Source organism: Shewanella corallii (genome assembly GCF_023349125.1).
Classification (GTDB): Bacteria; Pseudomonadota; Gammaproteobacteria; order Enterobacterales; family Shewanellaceae; genus Shewanella; species Shewanella corallii.
The window spans coordinates 849,462-867,653 of record NZ_JAKIKT010000001.1; the positions used below are offsets into that span (position 1 = coordinate 849,462).

Consider the following 18,192-nt stretch of genomic DNA (forward strand, 5'->3'; position numbering starts at 1 on the left):
GGTAAAGGAAGGCACAAAATTGAGTTTGCCCAATTGGGTTATTGCGCTTTGTGAGATATTCCCGGGCGGCGTCAGACTTTTTTACGAATAAAAGGCGAGCTTTCGACGGTAAGAGGTAACCCTATGGTATTAAACACTTTGCATTATAGTGGGTGACCGATTCATCCAAATTTACAATTTCATGACAGTTTTTCGTGCTGAAGTCTTAAAATTTGTTGAAATATTCATCAATTCAGCGTTCAAAGTTGCAATTTTTAAAAAAGCATACATTAATTTAGGAAGTTGAAATAAAACTGCAACATAAAGGTAGGACACTTGCCTCGCTGCAAAAACAACACTGGTCTTTAAAACTAGACTTATTGCCTTTAAAGGATGAAATGATGAACACGCTCACTAAAACTTTGATCGCTTCTGCTATTGCTACCGCAATGGTATCCGGTGCCCAAGCTGCCGATGCGGTAACTGTATACGGTAAATTGAATGTCACTGCTCAGTCCAATGACGAAAAGGGCGAATCCAAAACTGAAATCCAGAGCAATGCTTCACGTCTGGGTGTAAAGGGTGCTTTTGACCTGGGTAACAACTTGGAAGCCTTCTATACCATCGAATATGAAGTTGATACCGGTGCTGACACCAAAGACAACTTTGAAGCCCGTAACCAGTTTGTTGGTTTGAGAGGTGACTTTGGTTCTGTTGCTATGGGTCGTAATGACACCATGCTGAAAAAGTCTCAGGGTAAAGTGGATCTGTTCAGCGATTTGGATGGCGATATCAAGAAGCTGTTCAAAGGCGAAAACAGAATGGCACAAACCGCGACCTACATGTCGCCTAACTTCAGCAACTTCACTTTTGGTGTGACCTATGTTGCCGAAGGTGATTCTGATCAGGACTACACCTACACCAATGGTGCCGGCGAAACGATTCTGAAAGAGACTGATGGTTTCAGTGCCGCGGCCATGTATGGTGACGCCAAGCTGAAGAAGACCCCTATATTTGTTTCCATTGCCTATGACTCAGAAGTTAAAGGCTATGATGTGTTGCGTGCCACTGCTCAGGGCAAGATCGCAGGCTTTAAGATTGGTGGTATGTATCAGGAGCAGGAAAAGAGCCAGAACGGTAAGTCCAAGTCCGGCTATATGTTCAGTGCCTCTTACGATATCCAGGCTGTGACTCTGAAAGGCCAGTATCAGGACATGGAAGACCTGGGCAGCTCCTGGTCTGTAGGTGCAGACTACAAGCTGGCCAAGCCTACCAAGCTGCTGGCTTTCTACACCAGCCGCGAGTATGACAACTCCTCTTACGACGATGAATACATCGGCGTAGGTATCCAGCACTCGTTCTAAACCTAAATACTGGATAATTGATTTAAAAGGCGCCAGTTGGCGCCTTTTTTGTGTTTTGATGGCGGATACAGTCAGTTTTTTTCACTGAAAACGTTCAGGAAAGTTTCGGAGATTATTGATTATTCGATTAATATTTATAGTGTTTCGTTTGATTTCTACCCTGTATCATAATTTTGTAATAAAACTGACCAATAATGACGTCATGCAAAATAGAGTTCACTGACAGACGCATAAACTATGACTGCTAGGATACTGATTGTTGAAGACGAGTTGGCCATCCGCGAGATGCTGACATTTGTACTGGAACAGCATGGTTTCACCGCCTATGCCGCTGAAGATTATGACTCAGCTGTGGCGCTGATGACTGAGCCTTACCCGGACCTTATTCTGTTGGATTGGATGTTCCCCGGTGGCAGTGGAATTCAGCTGGCCAAGAAGCTAAAGCAGGATGAGTTTTCAAGACAGATCCCCATTATAATGCTGACAGCCAGGGGTGAAGAGGAAGACAAGGTGAAAGGCCTTGAGGTCGGCGCTGACGACTATATTACCAAGCCTTTCTCACCCAAGGAGCTGGTGGCCAGAATCAAGGCGGTGTTGCGCCGCGCTGCGCCCACCCGGTTGGAAGAGACCATAGATGTTCAGGGATTGACTCTGGACCCTGTGAGTCACAGAGTGACTGTGGGGGAGTTGGTGCTTGATATGGGGCCGACCGAGTTTCGTCTGCTGCACTTCTTTATGACTCACCCGGAGCGCGTATACAGCCGCGAGCAGCTGCTGGATAACGTTTGGGGGACCAATGTGTATGTGGAAGACAGAACCGTTGATGTTCATATCCGACGCCTGCGTAAGGCTGTGGAAGTCTCGGGTCATGACAAATTGATTCAGACTGTTCGCGGTGCAGGTTACCGATTCTCGACCCGGGGGTAGCCCAGTCGATAAAGGGACGCTGAGAGCGTTCCTGGAGTAATTTCTCAGACATGTTTAATGCTTATTCCGGATATAGGCTGTTCTCCCGCCTCAGCCTGTATGTGATTGCAACAATTCTGCTTGGCTTGTTGCTGGATGAAGTAGTACTGGTTTCTCTGGTGGCTGCAGTAGTGCTGTTGGTCTGGCACTATCGTCAGCTGCTGAGGCTATCCAACTGGCTATGGCATGAACGACGTCTGACCCCGCCCCACGGCAGTGGCAGCTGGGAAGGGGTGTTTAACGGTATTTACCGCTTACAGGGCAAAAACCGTCGCAAGGTAAATCAATTGATTGGCCTGCTGGGGCGTTTCCGTCAGGGCGCTGAAGCTCTGCCTGATGCTGCCGTGGTATTGGACAGTGAGCACAATATTGTCTGGTGTAACAAGCTGGCCCAGTTGATGTTGGGTCTGGTGTGGCCCCAGGATTCAGGCCAACGCCTGGATAATCTTATTCGTCACCCTGACTTTATCGCCTATCTTCATAAAGCTCAGTTCAATACTCCTCTGGAATTACCATCGCCTGTTACTGAAAGACGACTGCTTGAGATCCGGCTTATGTCCTATGGCGACAGGCAGCTTCTGCTTATCGCCCGGGATATCACCCGTATTCGCCAGTTGGAAGTGATGCGCAAAGACTTTGTGGCCAATGTGTCCCATGAGCTGAAGACGCCACTGACTGTGCTGCAAGGCTATTTGGAGATGATGGGCTCCATGGCTGAGCCGGACTCTATGCAGGCCAAACCCATAGAGATGATGCAGCAGCAAACCCGGCGTATGCAGTCCATGGTGGAGCAGTTGCTGGCACTGTCGCGCATTGAGGATGCCATAGATATCGATCTGGAGCAGAAGGTGAATATGGCCCAGATGATGGAGATCCTCAAAGATGAAGCTCAGGCCTTGTCTCAGGGACAATATCAGATTGATTGGTACTGTGAACCCGGCCTTCACTCCCACGGTAATGAGCTGCAACTGCGCAGTGCCTGCTCTAATCTGATTGCCAATGCAATTCGTTATACTGAGCCCGGTGGCCAGATCAGCGTGCGCTGGGAATCTATTGGCGGCGGTGCCAGATTCAGCGTTAAAGATAATGGCATCGGCATTGCGGCGGAACATATCGCTCGCTTAACAGAACGTTTTTATCGGGTTGACAGTGCCCGTTCAAGGCAGACGGGAGGCAGTGGCCTGGGGCTGGCTATCGTGAAGCATGCGCTGGGTCATCATCACAGCGAACTGAATATTGTCAGTGAGCCCAATAAAGGCAGTACCTTCAGCTTTATTATTCCCACTCATTTAGTTGCCCATTCATCTGTCGCCTGAGTCTGAGACGGGTACATCTTTCTGTAAGAGGATTGTCATACTTGAACCTGGTGTTCAGCGAGGGCGATCCCAAAATCAATGAGTTGCTCCGCTTTTGTCACTTTAATGTAACAAACGGGTCATGGGGATGTCATAAAGCGGGTGGATACTGAGCACCGTCAACTACAACAAGTTCGTAAAACTTCGGAGATGAAAATGAAACTGAAGCAACTCGTCGGCGCGATAACCCTGACTGCTGCAGGAATGTTCGCGGCCTCCGCTTCTGCGGCACTGGACCCACAGCTGCCCAGCTACGAAAAAACCAGTGGCGTATCAGGTAATCTGTCCTCTGTCGGTTCAGATACCCTGGCTAACATGATGACACTGTGGGCTGAGGAATTTAAGCACATCTATCCAAACGTCAACATTCAAATTCAGGCTGCCGGTTCTTCAACTGCACCTCCAGCCTTGACCGAAGGGACTTCTCAGTTCGGCCCTATGAGCCGCAAGATGAAGCCTAACGAAATTGAAGCTTTCGAAAAGCACTTTGGCTATCAGCCAACGGCTATTCGTGTTGCTATTGATGCTCTGGCTGTATTTGTTCATAAAGACAACCCAATCAAGGGCATGAACATGGAGCAGGTAGACGGCATCTTCTCTTCCACCCACAAGTGTGGTGACAAGAACATCGACCGCTGGGGTGAACTGGGCCTGACCGGTGCATGGCAGAAGCGTGATATTCAGCTCTATGGCCGTAACTCTGTATCCGGTACTTATGGTTACTTCAAGAAGAAAGCCCTGTGTAAGGGTGACTTCAAGAGCAATGTTAACGAGCAGCCAGGCAGCGCTTCTGTAGTTCAGTCTGTATCTCAGTCTCTGAACGCCATTGGTTACTCAGGCATAGGTTACAAGACTGCCGGTGTAAAGGCTGTGGCTTTGTCCAAGAAGGGTGATAAGTATATCGCTGCCACCAATGAAAACGCAGCCAACGGTACTTACCCTCTGTCCCGTTACCTGTACGTATACATCAACAAGCATCCAAACAAGCCACTGGCGCCAATGGATCGTGAGTTCATCCGCTTCATTCTGTCCAAGCAGGGCCAGAAAGTGGTAGAGAAAGATGGTTATGTGCCTCTGCCAAAGAGCGTAGTAGCCAAGGATCTGGCAAAAGCCGGTATCCGCCTGTAACGTAAAGTTACTCGCAAAAGGCCTCCTTCGGGAGGCTTTTTTGTTTTTGTAATACCCAAAGTTGGCAATAAAAAAAGCGACCCATTTGGGTCGCTGAAACTTCAATTCGGAAGTTGAACGATGGTTGCGCTAAACACCATCTGAAAAGGGAGGATGATGAACGATGAAACACTATGCTAAATGTTCGGTTCATAAAGTCAGACCGGCCTTTGCTGGAAAAGTTCAGCCACAATGACAAAAAGATCAGATTTTTCTAAATCCGGTTTTTGACAGGATAAGCCCTGCGGCTTAGGCATAAAAAAAGCAGCCACCATATGGGGCTGCCCGGAGATCAATTTTGATCAAGGGGACTGCGCTAGAAGTCCCAGGGAGAATGATGAACGATGAAACACTGTCTACATGTTCGGTTCATAAAGTCAGACCAGCCCTTGCCGAAAAAGTTCTGCCAGCGCTGAAAAAAGATCAGGTTTTTCTAAATTCGGTTTCTGATGGGATAAGCGCTGTGGCTTAGGCATAAAAAAAGCAGCCACCATATGGGGCTGCCTGGAGATCAATTTTGATCAAGGGGACTGCGCTAGAAGTCCCAGGGAGAATGATGAACGATGAAACACTGTCTAAATGTTCGGTTCATAAAGTCAGACTGGCGTTTGCCGGAAAAGTTCAACCGCAGCGATAAAAAGATCGGATCTTTTTTCAGTGTTGGTAAAGATATAAAAAAAGCAGCCACCATATGGGGCTGCCTGGAGATCTATTTAGATCAAGGGGACTGCGCTAGAAGTCCCAGGGAGAATGATGAACGTGAGAACTAAATTCCTGTGTTCACTATGTTAGAGGGTAGCAGTGATTGAAAGTTCCTGCCGGGATCGAAAAAAACAGAGAGATTTTTAAAGTCCTTATATATCAATGCATAAAGTGAGCGTACTTTTGAGTTTCAGGGATCCCGGATCCTTAGCTGAATCCATTAGTCAGGTGACGCCAGGCAGAGTACTCTTGTGTTGGCTCGTCTATCCGACTGGAGTTTGTACAGCTGGCAAGTGATTTTCACTGGTGGTGGCTGTTTTTTGCGTCAAAGCTGTTATTATCCCGCTATTACAACCTTTCCTTGTTTAGTCCATTCCATGACTGATTTAGCTTCTGCATTTATCTATAAAGTGACCAGTGAACCGGCTCACCTGAAAGCCGCCGCTAACCTGGTGGATACCCGGGATGATAATGCCCATCCCCTGAACCATGAATCCTTTTTCCGTTCCCGATCTGTGGTGATCGCCATGACCAATGAGGGCGGCTTGATTGGCTGCGCTGCCATCAAGGAAGGCGAGGGTGAAGTAGCGGAAATGGGTTATCTGATGGTGTCTCCTGCTTATCGACGTCGCGGTGTTGCCCAGCGTTTGACCGAGGAGCGTGTTGAGGTGGCCAGGCGTGATGGTATTAAACTGCTGTGGGCTACTGTACGTGATGAAAACAAGGCCAGTCAGGCCAACTTGCTGAAAAACGGCTGGCACTTCTGGCGCAATTACCTGAGTGTTCGGGGTACCGGCAATACAATCGGCTGGTACTACATGCCGCTGGTTGAAGACCTGGATGTTGATGCCATGATGGAAAAGCTGGTGGGTGATCGCGTAAGAGCTGATTGATAACGCTGAATTTATTCACTTATTCAGGTGAATATAGAGTATTATCCCGACTCATTTTATCCATGAAGTTTTGAGGTATTCATGCGTAGCGCTTCCACTCTTGTTTCCCTGTTGTCCGCTTCTGCTTTGCTGGCTGCTGCCGCCAATGCGGCCGAATTCGAACTGGGTCTGAATGACGACGTTGTTTCTACTCAGGTGACAGGTCAGTTGATGCAGGGCTTGAATGGCTCTGCAGCTTATATCTATTCCGAGCCTGAAGGTCATCTGGCGCAGCTTGGATTGGCGCTGACCCATGATGCCGGTGCCCACCATCTGCAGTTTGGCGGCAAGCTGACTCACGTATGGGCCGATGATCGTCCGAATGGCACAGTCTTGAGTGTAGGTGGTAAGTACCAGCTGAACCTGGGCTCCAACCTGTACTGGCAGAACACGGCTTACTACACCCCATCAGTATTGGCTTTTGGTGATATGGAAGGTCATTATGAGCTGGGCAGTGGCGTGGGTTACGACCTGACCCCGCAGATGGGCTTCTATGCGGGCTACCGTTATATCCGCTTTGAGTATAAGCACGCCCGCAATGAAACCTTTGATACAGGTTTCTACCTTGGTGTGAAGGCGCGCTTCTGATAAGCGCTTATAGGAAAAAAGCAGGCTAAATGCCTGCTTTTTCAGTTATACCGGGTTCTTGTCTGTTCAACTCCATTTGTCGACATGCGCAATCAGCGCGTCATCATCATTGCTTCTGCGTTTGTTATCCCGCCGGCGTAACTTGGTTTTTTTGGCCTTTGACTTTCTGGGGTCATCATCCCATTTATCAAATTTGTGGCTGTGTGACATAGTGCGTACATTTCCTTTGTTTTCACTAAGTCGCAATTTTTAGCTCAATTGCCTGAGCAGAGAAAGCAAAATATTTTGCCCATTAAGGAAAAATTTCCTTATGGAGTAGTGAGTTATGCTTTTCTCGTCATTCTGGCCACAAACATACCGTCACTGTCGGCCTCATAGGGCCAAACGGTAATCTGGCTTTGGGTCTCGCCGGTAAAGGGATGCACAGAATCAATGGCTTCAAATTCAGGGTTGGCTGCCAGGAAGGCATCTACAACATCACCATTTTCCGCCTGAGCAAGAGAGCAGGTAGCGTAAACCAACACACCCCCTACTTTAACCGCTTGACTGGAGCGGGTCAGGATATCCAGTTGCAGCTGGGGCTTGTCGGTAATGGCGGAGGCATCGTCCAGCCAGCGCATGTCCGGGTTGCGACGCCAGGTGCCGGTACAGGAACAGGGAGCATCTACCAATACGCCATCAAACTCAGCGGTTGCCACTGGCAATGCATCGGAGCGCCATGGGGCCACCTGAATATTGCGCAGACCCGCACGCCTGGCGCGCTTTTGCAGCTCTTCCAGTGCCTGAGGACGGATATCCGATGCTGTCAGGGTTACGGCTTTACCCTTAGCCTGGGATAGAGCACTTAACTGCAGGCTTTTTCCGCCGGCACCGGCGCAGGTATCCCACCACTTTCCGCCCGGCTTGGGCGCACATACCTGACCAATCACCTGAGAGGCCAGATCCTGGATCTCCAGCTTGCCATTTCGGTAAGCGGCAAGATCATTCAGATTGATACTCTTGTGCCCCAGACTCAAAGCGTCATCAAAGACCTTATTGGCCACGGCAGGAATGCCCTCTGCCTGCAACTCTGTCACCAGTTTGTCGCGACTGATACCCTGTACACGGGCCCATATCGGTGGACGTTGGCTCAGACTGTCTGCCAGCTGCTGAGCCTGTGAACTGTCGGTAAACTGCCAGAACCAATCGGGCAGCAGGGCTTTGCTGTCAAAACTCAGCGCCGGGAAGCAGGTCTGGATTCTGGTGAGGGGAGCCCCACTGTCTTCGGCATTAATGTCCACGCCAGCCAGGTGAGCCCAGGCCATGGCAATATCCTGCCATTTGTGATTTTCAAGCATGGCTGCGGTTGCCAGCATAGCCAGCCAGGGCTGCTGAGTATCAGTCGTCGCCAGTTTATTTAACCATCCCCACCATCTGAACAGAGCGAACAGGGTTTCCCGCAGCAGACGTCTGTCCTTGGAGCCATGCTTCTTGTGTTCACGAAAGTAGTTGGCCAGCATTTTGTCAGCCGGCAGCTTACCCTGTTGAATGTCAGACATGAGTTGATGCAGGGTGCGGGCATAGCTCAGCGCCCGGACTTCCTGTGAGCTGCTGACGGTAATGGCCTGCGCATCGAATGCAGGCAGTGTGATTGGGGAATGTGCCATGGGTGTTGTCCGGGATACTCTGGCCTGGAGAGGAGGCCGCTGCTCAAATTGGCGCGAAGTGTAACAAAGAAAACGCCGGAAGTTGAGCATTCCGGCGTTTACGCATAGAGAGGTTTGAGTGTGACTTAACGTGTAACCATTTTGCGTATCTCTTTGGCCCTGTCCTCATCGCTGGCTTGCGATGGTGGTGGTACAGTCATCGCTTTCTGGCAGGCGGGCCGCTGTGCGATGTCATCCAGCCAGCGCTGCAGGTGAGGCAAACCTTCAATACTGATGCCACTCCAATCGTGGATGCGAACCCAGGGCCAGGTCGCCATATCTGCAATACTGTACTCATCTCCCCCCAGATAGCTTGCTTCTGCAAGGCGGGTATCGAGCACTTCAAATAAGCGTCGGCCCTCTTTTTGATAGCGTTCAATGGCAGCGGGGATCTTCTCCGGAAAATAGCGGTAGAACACATTGGCCTGGCCCATCATGGGCCCTACACCGCCCATCTGAAACATCAGCCATTGAATAACCCGACTTCTGGCGTCGGGATCAGCAGGCAGGAATTTACCTGTTTTTTCTGCCAGATAGAGCAGAATGGCTCCGGACTCAAATACCGCGAAATCCCTGTTGTCCCGGTCGACAATCGCGGGAATACGACCATTGGGGTTGATAGCCAGAAACTCAGGTTGTTTCTGGTCATTGGCCATCAGGTCCAGGTGATGCAGCTGATATTCCAGTCCCATCTCTTCGAGGGCGATGGCTACCTTATAGCCATTTGGGGTAGCGGCTGAATAGAAGTCGATCATCCTTTTATCCTCAGTAGTCTAAATCCAGTGCAAAACAGAGGTATGACATCAATTTTTGGGTGGCGCTGAATTTTTCAAGGCAGAGTGCAGCAACATCCAGCTCAATCAATGCCTGCCGCGACAGTGGCATCACAGCAATAAAGTCTTTGCGCTTTAACTCTTCAATCAGAGCGTGGCTTGTATCAAACCCCTTGGGAGGGCGAATAAGGCTGTCACCTGTCATTTCAAACCCTGCGGCGGTTAAGCTCTCTAAGGCTTTGAGATAGCCTCTGGGATTTTCATCGATACAGTTACGTATTGCCCTGAGCGCGGGAGCATCAGGATGCCAGATACCGGCTCCCAGAAAACACTCTTCCGGGGAGAGGTGCACATAGAGTCCGGGGGCATGCACATCCTTACCCTGAAAGTGGCGAAACTGTATGCCCACATTGGTCTTGTAAGGGCGTTTGTCCTTACTGAAACGCGTATCCCTTTGGGGGCGCATCATGCTGCCGCCCACTTTTTTGGCGACAGCGGTCAACCTGGGCGACAAAGCCTGAATACCCGGTGCCATCTGTTCAATAAACTGCAGCGCGGGCGTTCTGACCCTGGCTTCATATTCATCCTGGTGCTGTTTAAACCAGTCGCGGCTGTTGTTGTTCTCCAGCTGGGCCAAAAATGTGAATGTATCGGCAGAAAACACTCTCTGTTCCCCCAAGTTATCGCAGTGATATGTCAGTAAATAGACAGTAGCGGCTCGCGTCAATATACAGACCGGAGCAGGCATTAAAAAAGCCCACCGTAATTGGTGGGCTTTGTCATAAAACAGAAGGTTTGGATATCAGCCATCCCGTTTCACTGATTCACGCAGCAGATCCGACAGCTGATTCAGGAAGCCCTGAGTGTCTTCCGACAACTGGTTAATCTTGTTGGTGGACTCGGAGGAGCGAGACGCCAGTTGGCGTACTTCATCAGCTACCACGGCGAAGCCCCTGCCATGTTCACCGGCCCGTGCTGCTTCGATGGCTGCGTTCAATGCCAGCAGGTTGGTTTGGCTGGAGATACCGTCAATCACCTTGGAGATGTCCGCGATTTCACCGGAGGATTTAGCCACGTTTTCCATGATGACATTCATATCTTCCCGTTGGTTAACCTCTTTGGTGATATTACGGACAAAGGCGGTATACATGATCTTGCCATCCAGACGGATTTTAGACAGTGACAGCAGGCCCCAGTCCTGTCGGCCATCCTTACGGAAAACGGGGACTTCGCGTCGGGTGCCAACAATCTTATCCTGACCTGTGGTGCGGTTGCTGTTGACATAGCCATCATGGTTGGCCTGATGTTCAATGGGCACCAGCATCTTAACGTTCTGACCTATCACCTCGGCGGGAGAGTAGCCCCAGAGCTCTTCAGCCGCTTTGTTGAAGAAGGTGACAATATTTTTGTCATCAATAGTGACCACGGCATCCAATGCCTGGGCCAGGGTTTGGTTAACCGACTCCTGGGTTTCCCGCTGGGCGGTAATATCTCTGACAAAGGCTGTGTAACCTATACTGCCATCTATATCCACTTTGGACAGGGAGAAGGCCACAAAGATTTCGCGTCCATCTTTGGTTTCCAGCTTGAGTTCGCGACTGGTCCCCACAATCTTATTGTTGCCTGTACGGCGGTTGCGATTGACGAATTCGTCATGGTTTGGCTGGAACTCTTTGGGCACCAGCATCTTGACGTTTTGTCCTATCACCTCTTCCTTGGTGTAGCCCCAAAGTGCCTCGGCTGCAGGGTTATAAAAGGTGACAATATTATTGGCATCGATACTGACAACTGCATCAATAGCCTGCTGCAGAGTCTGGTCGATCTCTTCCCGCTTACGACGCTCTGCGGTGATGTCCCGGATAAAGGCGGTATAGCCAATCTCATCCCCAACAGTGGTACGGTTCAGCGCCAGGTTGACCCAGGTTTTGGTGCCATCCCTGCGGGTAACCTCAATCTCCCGCTTGGTACCAACAATCTTGTTGCGACCTGTGCGTCTGTTGGTATCGACATAGTTGTCATGATTCGGCTGATGTTCAACCGGCACCAGCATTTTGACGTTTTGACCAATCACTTCATCGGCATTGTAACCCCACAGATTTTCTGCGGCGCTGTTCATAAAGACGACTTTATTTTTGCCATCGATAATCACCACGGCATCCAATGCCTGCTCGAGGGCCTGCTCCATCGCCTGATGCAGAGGGCTTTCGTTGGTTTGTGCTGGAGGATTGCTGAATTCAGGAGTGACCTGCTTGTTGTCACTGCCTTCATTTGCCCGGAATTTGCTGAAAAGTCCCATGTCTCTTTCCTGTCAATTAGGCTGCCTGGAAACTGCACCACCGATTTAGGTGCTCTGGTAAAGAATAAGTGTAGATACTTATTTTCAGTTTGCCTGACAATCCTTTGGTTTCTTTGTTGGTTTTTTGTTGTTCACCATATCGGGCAGCGCAATTTCAGAAGTTGACTCCGCTCATCATTTAACGGTTTTTGTGACTATGACTCGACGCGTTCCCATTTAATATTTTTGTATCTATATGAAATTAATGCCCATTTTTGATTGTTTGTTATTTGTTGTCAGAGTTGCATTCAGTCAGTGTCAGAGCAACCGACTGAGTAATAGATGTTTCTTGTTTGTTGTCGCTGGGCGGCTGGAACAGTCTGATGGGTCTGTTTGCGTTTGGTTTGTGTCGGTTTTTTGATGGAGACGGGCAATTTCTTCCCAGGCTTCGATGTGCCCATTGTGATGCCGGTCACAATTTTGTGGATTTTGTGCGTTGCGTAAATGTAAATCCCGGTGGTGCAGATAATCCTGGGTGGTTAAGTCTCAACCAGTGTGATCAGCTGATATTGCGAGTGGAACTCATCCAGATTATCAGCTTGATATCGGACTGGCTTTATTTGGTGTTCATTCTCGCAACATTCGGACTTGTTGGTTAACGGCTTGTGGTTTGACGGTGTTTTTTTTGACCAAGAGTATCGGGGACGGTTTCGGCATTTCCTGATAGAGCTGCAAGGTGCCGGACAGACAGAAATTACAAAGGAAGTGCCGTGATTGCACCTCCAACCAACAAGGAGTCCCTACATGATGAGCAACAAGAGCAAGTTGGCCACCCTGGTCGGCGCCGGAATCGTAACAACTGCCACTCCCGGAGTTGTTATGGCACAAGAGGGTGCAGATGTAGAACGCATCGAGGTGACCGGTTCCCGTATCCAGCGGCAGGATATGGAGACGGCATCGCCAGTCACTGTGATTGATGCCAGTGCGATCAGGGCGGAAGGTTACACCTCAGTGGATGAAATTCTGCAGGCTCAGCCCGCGATGGCCGGTATGGCCGTGGGCTCAACCACCAACAACGGTGCTGATGGTATTGCTCAGGTGGATCTGCGCGGCATGGGCGCCAACCGAACTCTGGTACTGCTGAACGGTCGCCGTATGGTCAACTCCGGCTCAGGCGCTGACAGCGCGGTGGATCTGAATACTATCCCGGTTGCCATGATCGCCAGAGTTGAGATCCTCAAGGATGGCGCCTCTGCGGTATATGGCTCAGATGCCATTGCCGGGGTAGTAAATATTATTACCAAGAAGGACTTCGAAGGTTTCCAGTTTGATATTACCGGCGGTATGACAGACAAGAATGATGGTGAAAACCTGGAGTTGAGCGCGCTTTATGGTTTTAGTACGGACAATGGCAACTACACCTTTGGCCTGGCCTATGCGGACCGACAGGGAGTGATGCAGGGTGACAGAGATTGGGTTGAGCCAGGTGCCAGCTCCTTTTTGCCAACGGGATCTCTGGATGGCAAGGTGCTGGATGAGGACGGCAACTGGGTAGACCGCACCACAGGTTATGACTACACCCAGGACAGCTGGTTGCAAACCCCAAGCACCAAGTACAGTTTTTTTGCCAACGCCATTCATGAGTTTGCCAATGATGTGACCTTTACCGGTGATTTCCTGTACACCAAGCGCCAGTCCGAGCAGATGATGGCTCCTCAGCCAGCTTCTGTGATGCTGGATGTCTGTGGTGAGGTGAATGTGCCTGAAAAAGATTGCATCACCTTAACGCCGGAAATGATAGCAGGAGGCATTGCCCCGGATGAGCGCGGTAAAGTGGAGTATCGCCGTCGTACCAACGATGTGGGGAATCGCGTCTATGAACAGGATACTGATACCTTCCGTATTTCTGCCGGTTTGGCAGGTAGTCTGGATGTGCATACCGGAATGGATTGGGATCTCTCCTACACCTATGGCAAGAACAAGGCAGAGACCTGGGGCCACAACTCTATCAATGCCACTAAGATGGAGCAGTCTATCTATGACAATCAGGATGCCTGGTTCAGCGGCGATCCTCTGTCAGATGCGATCATCAATGATATCAGCTATCTGGAAACTACTGATGGCGGTAACGAGCAGCATATTGTCTCGGGTATTCTCAATGGCGAGTTGTTCGAGCTGGATGCCGGAGCGGTCGCTTTTGCCATAGGGGCTGAGTATCGTCATGACAGTGGTTACTACAATCCGGACCCAGTGATTGTGGCAGGTGACGGTACGGCGGCTCAGCAAGACCCGACCGATGGCAGCTATGATGTGCTGTCTGTCTATCAGGAGGTCGCTGTGCCTTTCACCGACAAGCTGACAGGTGAATTTGCCCTGCGTTTCGATGACTACTCCACCTTTGGTAAAGCGACCACCTGGAAGATAGGCCTGACCTATGAAGCCACAGATGATCTGATGTTGCGCACTGTGGCCGCCACTGGTTTCCGAGCGCCCAATGTCAGCGAGCTCTATGGCGGTAACTCCGGCTCTTACGACTATTTGACCGATCCCTGGGGTAACGAGCAGGACCCACAAATTCTGGTGAATTACACCTCGGACGAAAACCTGAAGGCGGAAGAGTCTGAATCATATACCGCAGGTCTGGTGTACTCCCCCGGCTATATCGATGGCATGTCGATAACCATGGATTACTGGCGCTTTAAGATTAATGACGCCATTGCTCGACTGGATGTCCAGGCGGGTTTGAACGCCTGTTATGACGGGGACCCTACCGCCTGTGAAACCTTCAACATTGGCCCTGATGGCAACCTGGATAACCTGACCAATCCGCTGACCAATGTGGGCTACCAGGATACCAGTGGCGTGGACTTTAACCTGCAGTACAGCTTTGAAGCCGTTGGGCTGGACTGGAAGGTCAACAATGATCTGACCTACCTGATTCAGTTTGAGCAGGATGGGGTGGACTATACCGGCACCATAGGCGGTATGTTCGGTGGCTATGCTGATGTGAAGAACAACTTCAGCATTCAGGCCGGGCAGGGGGACTGGAGTCTGATTTACTCCAACCGTTATATCGGTGAGATGGAAGATATTAACTATGGCGATAAGGTCGATGCCGTGCTGTATCACAACCTGTCAGCCAGATACCACTTCAACAATATCTATACCGCCACTTTTGGGGTGAAGAATCTGACGGATGTGGAGCCTTCAGCAGTGCCCAGCGGTAATACTGCCGGTACTGTACCTGAGGTGTATGACACCATAGGTCGCCAGTTCTATGCAGGTGTCACCTTTAAGTTCTGACGCCAGCAAGATAAGTAGCAAAAAGCCACCTCAGGGTGGCTTTTTTCATTGGCAATCGGGAGCGCTTTACTTGTTACTATGGTCCTTACGGTACAGCTCCCATGCATCCCAGGTTTGCCCCTGATACAGGCACTCTCCAGCCTGACCCTCCGGGGTGTCGATAATTCGATACTGGCCACCCAGCTCAATACAGTGGGTCGCAGACGGGTTGGCCATGCCAACGGCTTTCTCATTCGGTTGGGGAGATTGAGCGCAGGCGGAGGTCAACAGGCTTAACCCAACACAAATCATCAGCGGATAACTCTTCATACAAACTCCATTGGTGCGCAGTTGAGAGGCTATTGATTATGTCGGCTCTGACGCAAATAAAAAAGCGCCCTCAGGCGCTTTTTAACTTATCTGAAAATCAGAATGTGTAGTTGGCTCGAACGTAGTAGAAGCCACCGTTAATTCCCATTGGTGAGGTCGCTGGATAAAGAGAGCCAACGATATCTTTCCATGGGTTAACATCCGGGGTATTGTCCAACAGGTTCTGGGCGCCAATGGAGGTGCTCAGAGCGTCGGTCCAGTGATAAGTCGCTTCAACATCCAGCGTGATTTCACTACCGGCATAGATGGGCAGATCACCACCTGTATCCAGGTGATCCTCATAATAGTCGCCGTAGTAGTTTACCCTCGCCAGCAGATCTACAGCCTGGTAACGCCAGTCTGTGGTAAAGGTAAACCTGTGAGCCGGCAGATTGTCTTCCAGCATCTGGACTTTGGCGTCATTGATGTTATCCGGGTTGAAGTCATCGACAGTGGTATCAGTCCAGTTATAGGCAAATGCAAACTTGGTATCACCACCTAGCAGCTCAGTATTGTAGTTGGCGACAAGATCTACACCCTGGGTGGTGGTATCAAAGTCGTTGGTGAAATACTTAACGCTGGAGAAGCTGGTGGCATCATTGATACCCAGCGCCAGCAGCGCATCAATATCCGCAGGCGTCAGCTCCAGTGGTGAGGTTTGGCTGATCCTGTCGGTCAGTTTGATATGGAAGTAATCCACGGTCAGATAGATACCATTATCAAACTCGGCTACCAGACCCGCACTCAGGTTAACAGACTCTTCAGGCTCCAGTGGCTGACCACCTTTTTGCACTGAGATAGGATTGGTTGGCGGCAGAGTTGCCTGATCTTCCAGACCATCCTCGGTGAAGGCTGTGGTGACGTTACGCACATTGCTTTGCCCCACGGTTGGAGCGCGGAAGCCTGTGCTGGCAGCAGCACGCAGACCTATGGTGTCGCCAACCTGATAATGGGTTGATACTTTCCAGTTGAGGGTGGTGCCGAAGTCACTGAAGTCCTCAAAGCGCAGCGCCGCAGTCATTAACCAGTCTTCATTCAGGTAAGACTCGATATCTACATAGGCCGCCCAGTTGTAACGTGACCAGGAACCGGCATCTTCAGGTTTGAAACCGGGGAAACCGTTGGAGCCGATACCAAAGCCTTGAGAGGCCAGAGGACCAATGGCAAATGACTTGGCGTCACCGGCTTCAATTTCGAAGGTTTCAGCTCTGTACTCCAGACCTGCTGCGAAGTTAACAGGCTCATCCCATCCGGAGATCTCGATAGGCCTGCTCACATCAAAGTTGTAAGTTTGCTCTATCTGGGTGTAGGTACCAGGTTCAAATTCGAACGGGGTATCCGGGCCAAGAGAAGGGTTGATGGTATTGTAGATGGAGTAATCCACATTGCTGTAACCCAGGCTGGCGCTGATGTCATACATCCAATCATTGCCCCATTCGCCCTTGGTGCCGAGCGCCATAGACATATCTGTTACTTCGCCACCAAATCTTGGTGTAAAACCACCGCGAAGACGGTCGATTTCATTGAACGCGAAACAGTTGGGATCGTTCAGTACCTGCTGGAATGCATCGCTTTGCAGCACATTGGCACCGGTAAAGACGGTGGGGCAGGTGAGCCCATCATCCGGTGTTAAATCGGCAACCAGCAGAGTGGGTGCCATGATTGGATCGCCATTGTCATCTACCTGTCCGGTCGGCTTCATACCACCGTCAAAGATGCCGCCACGGGTGTGAGGGTTACGATAGTAGAAGCCACCATCGATATCGCGCTTGGCATAGTTCAGCCACATGTAGGCTTCGTCGGTATCATTCAGATCCAGACCGAAGTTCGCCAGGAATTTAAAGTCTGATTTTATCTCAGGTGTACCCCAGATCTGGGCTGGAACAGGTACAAAGGTGTTACCTGCATCTATCAGTCCCTGAGCATCACTGCGCTGGACACTGCGGGAAGTGTCGTCGACAGTACGGTACTCTGCGGAGAAGTTGGCGAAGCCATTCTCACTCAGAGGCATACCTATATTGCCGCTTAATTGAACAGTATCACCGTCACCTTCATAGTACTGACCATATCTGGCCTCCAGCATGCCGCCGTCACTGCTGTCCTTGAGGACAAAGTTGATCACACCGGCAATGGCATCTGAACCATATTGCGCCGCGGCGCCATCCCGCAGAACCTCGACCTGCTTAAGTGCAGATACCGGAATATTTGAGATATCCGGCCCCTGAGCACCATCAGACAGACCACCACCGAGGAAGGTGATTACTGCGCTGCGATGGCGGCGTTTACCGTTAACCAGTACCAGAGTGTGGTCTGCCGCCAGGCCCCTGAGGTTGGCGGGACGCACCAGAGTAGAGGCATCATTGATGGGTTGGTCGTTCACGTTAAAGGAGGGGGTCACGCTGGACATCAGAGATTTAAGGTCGGTACTACCCTGACGGACAAACTCATCACCACTGATAATATCAAGAGGTACAGGTGAGTCTGTGACAGACCTGGGGGCAGCCCTGGTCCCGACGACAGCGATTTTTTCGATATTCTCATCTTTGGCTTGTTGATCTTCAGCGGCCGCTGAAGAGGTGAACATCATGGCTCCGGTACCGGACGCAAACGCCAGCACCATCGCCTTATACAGGCTGGTGTGTCTCACTTTCATGTTTTCCCCTGGTCTTCTCTAATATTTTTTGTAAGGTTTGCAGACCCCTGCTTTGGAGGTCTTACCACATACCAATACAGGAAAAACAATTGCGTGTTAACA

At 50.4% G+C, this 18,192-nt stretch carries 13 protein-coding genes; 7 read left to right on the forward strand and 6 right to left on the reverse strand.

The window, feature by feature from the left end; translation table 11 throughout:
• Positions 1-377 precede the first annotated feature (377 nt).
• The 6 genes from L2725_RS03750 to L2725_RS03775 all read left to right on the forward strand — a co-directional run bounded on the left by L2725_RS03750 (position 378) and on the right by L2725_RS03775 (position 7,053).
• Positions 378-1,343, forward strand: a complete 966-nt coding sequence (locus L2725_RS03750; RefSeq protein WP_249247703.1) for a porin — start codon at positions 378-380, stop codon at positions 1,341-1,343.
• A gap of 237 nt (positions 1,344-1,580) precedes the next feature.
• The gene (gene phoB / locus L2725_RS03755) at positions 1,581-2,270 is read left to right on the forward strand and encodes a phosphate regulon transcriptional regulator PhoB (protein ID WP_115135280.1); all 690 of its coding nucleotides are present in this window, start codon (positions 1,581-1,583) and stop codon (positions 2,268-2,270) included.
• Positions 2,271-2,320: 50 nt separating this feature from the next.
• Positions 2,321-3,625 carry a phosphate regulon sensor histidine kinase PhoR gene (gene phoR / locus L2725_RS03760; protein WP_248934501.1) on the forward strand — a complete coding sequence of 435 codons (1,305 nt, stop codon included), beginning with the start codon at positions 2,321-2,323 and terminating at the stop codon, positions 3,623-3,625.
• 195 nt (positions 3,626-3,820) lie between these two features.
• Positions 3,821-4,792, forward strand: coding sequence for a PstS family phosphate ABC transporter substrate-binding protein (locus L2725_RS03765; RefSeq protein WP_115135278.1), 972 nt, complete (start codon positions 3,821-3,823; stop codon positions 4,790-4,792).
• 1,118 nt (positions 4,793-5,910) lie between these two features.
• A complete protein-coding gene (locus L2725_RS03770) occupies positions 5,911-6,426 on the forward strand; it encodes a GNAT family N-acetyltransferase (protein ID WP_115135519.1) in 516 nt (171 codons plus the stop codon).
• Positions 6,427-6,507: 81 nt separating this feature from the next.
• Entirely contained in the window at positions 6,508-7,053 is a 546-nt protein-coding gene (locus tag L2725_RS03775; protein ID WP_249247704.1) for a YfaZ family outer membrane protein, read from the forward strand.
• Between the two features lie 323 nt (positions 7,054-7,376).
• Here L2725_RS03775 and L2725_RS03780 read toward each other — a convergent pair whose 3' ends face one another.
• From L2725_RS03780 to L2725_RS03800, 4 genes are all read right to left on the reverse strand, one after another.
• A complete protein-coding gene (locus L2725_RS03780) occupies positions 7,377-8,699 on the reverse strand; it encodes an RsmB/NOP family class I SAM-dependent RNA methyltransferase (RefSeq protein ID WP_249247705.1) in 1,323 nt (440 codons plus the stop codon).
• 125 nt (positions 8,700-8,824) lie between these two features.
• Positions 8,825-9,493, reverse strand: a complete 669-nt coding sequence (locus L2725_RS03785) for a glutathione S-transferase family protein (protein ID WP_249247706.1) — start codon at positions 9,491-9,493, stop codon at positions 8,825-8,827.
• Positions 9,494-9,503: 10 nt separating this feature from the next.
• Complete coding sequence (locus L2725_RS03790; RefSeq protein ID WP_249247707.1) at positions 9,504-10,175, reverse strand: DUF2461 domain-containing protein; 672 nt, start codon at positions 10,173-10,175, stop codon at positions 9,504-9,506.
• Between the two features lie 138 nt (positions 10,176-10,313).
• A complete protein-coding gene (locus L2725_RS03800) occupies positions 10,314-11,807 on the reverse strand; it encodes a PAS domain S-box protein (protein ID WP_283164159.1) in 1,494 nt (497 codons plus the stop codon).
• 786 nt (positions 11,808-12,593) lie between these two features.
• Here L2725_RS03800 and L2725_RS03805 point away from each other — a divergent pair.
• The gene (locus L2725_RS03805) at positions 12,594-15,089 is read left to right on the forward strand and encodes a TonB-dependent receptor plug domain-containing protein (RefSeq protein ID WP_249247989.1); all 2,496 of its coding nucleotides are present in this window, start codon (positions 12,594-12,596) and stop codon (positions 15,087-15,089) included.
• A 66-nt stretch (positions 15,090-15,155) separates the two neighbouring features.
• Here the strand turns inward: L2725_RS03805 and L2725_RS03810 are convergent, their stop codons facing one another.
• Entirely contained in the window at positions 15,156-15,398 is a 243-nt protein-coding gene (locus L2725_RS03810; RefSeq protein WP_249247708.1) for a putative hemolysin, read from the reverse strand.
• Positions 15,399-15,495: 97 nt separating this feature from the next.
• Positions 15,496-18,090, reverse strand: a complete 2,595-nt coding sequence (locus L2725_RS03815) for a TonB-dependent receptor plug domain-containing protein (RefSeq protein ID WP_249247709.1) — start codon at positions 18,088-18,090, stop codon at positions 15,496-15,498.
• Positions 18,091-18,192 lie beyond the last annotated feature (102 nt).

Bases quoted from the DNA above. Each gene is read 5' to 3' on its own strand.
- L2725_RS03815 (WP_249247709.1), bottom strand. From the start codon at position 18,090: ATGAAAGTGAGACACACCAGCCTGTATAAGGCGATGGTGCTGGCGTTT.
- phoB (WP_115135280.1), top strand. From the start codon at position 1,581: ATGACTGCTAGGATACTGATTGTTGAAGACGAGTTGGCCATCCGCGAG.
- L2725_RS03780 (WP_249247705.1), bottom strand. From the start codon at position 8,699: ATGGCACATTCCCCAATCACACTGCCTGCATTCGATGCGCAGGCCATT.
- L2725_RS03765 (WP_115135278.1), top strand. From the start codon at position 3,821: ATGAAACTGAAGCAACTCGTCGGCGCGATAACCCTGACTGCTGCAGGA.
- L2725_RS03770 (WP_115135519.1), top strand. From the start codon at position 5,911: ATGACTGATTTAGCTTCTGCATTTATCTATAAAGTGACCAGTGAACCG.
- L2725_RS03785 (WP_249247706.1), bottom strand. From the start codon at position 9,493: ATGATCGACTTCTATTCAGCCGCTACCCCAAATGGCTATAAGGTAGCC.
- L2725_RS03775 (WP_249247704.1), top strand. From the start codon at position 6,508: ATGCGTAGCGCTTCCACTCTTGTTTCCCTGTTGTCCGCTTCTGCTTTG.
- L2725_RS03805 (WP_249247989.1), top strand. From the start codon at position 12,594: ATGAGCAACAAGAGCAAGTTGGCCACCCTGGTCGGCGCCGGAATCGTA.
- phoR (WP_248934501.1), top strand. From the start codon at position 2,321: ATGTTTAATGCTTATTCCGGATATAGGCTGTTCTCCCGCCTCAGCCTG.
- L2725_RS03810 (WP_249247708.1), bottom strand. From the start codon at position 15,398: ATGAAGAGTTATCCGCTGATGATTTGTGTTGGGTTAAGCCTGTTGACC.
- L2725_RS03750 (WP_249247703.1), top strand. From the start codon at position 378: ATGATGAACACGCTCACTAAAACTTTGATCGCTTCTGCTATTGCTACC.
- L2725_RS03800 (WP_283164159.1), bottom strand. From the start codon at position 11,807: ATGGGACTTTTCAGCAAATTCCGGGCAAATGAAGGCAGTGACAACAAG.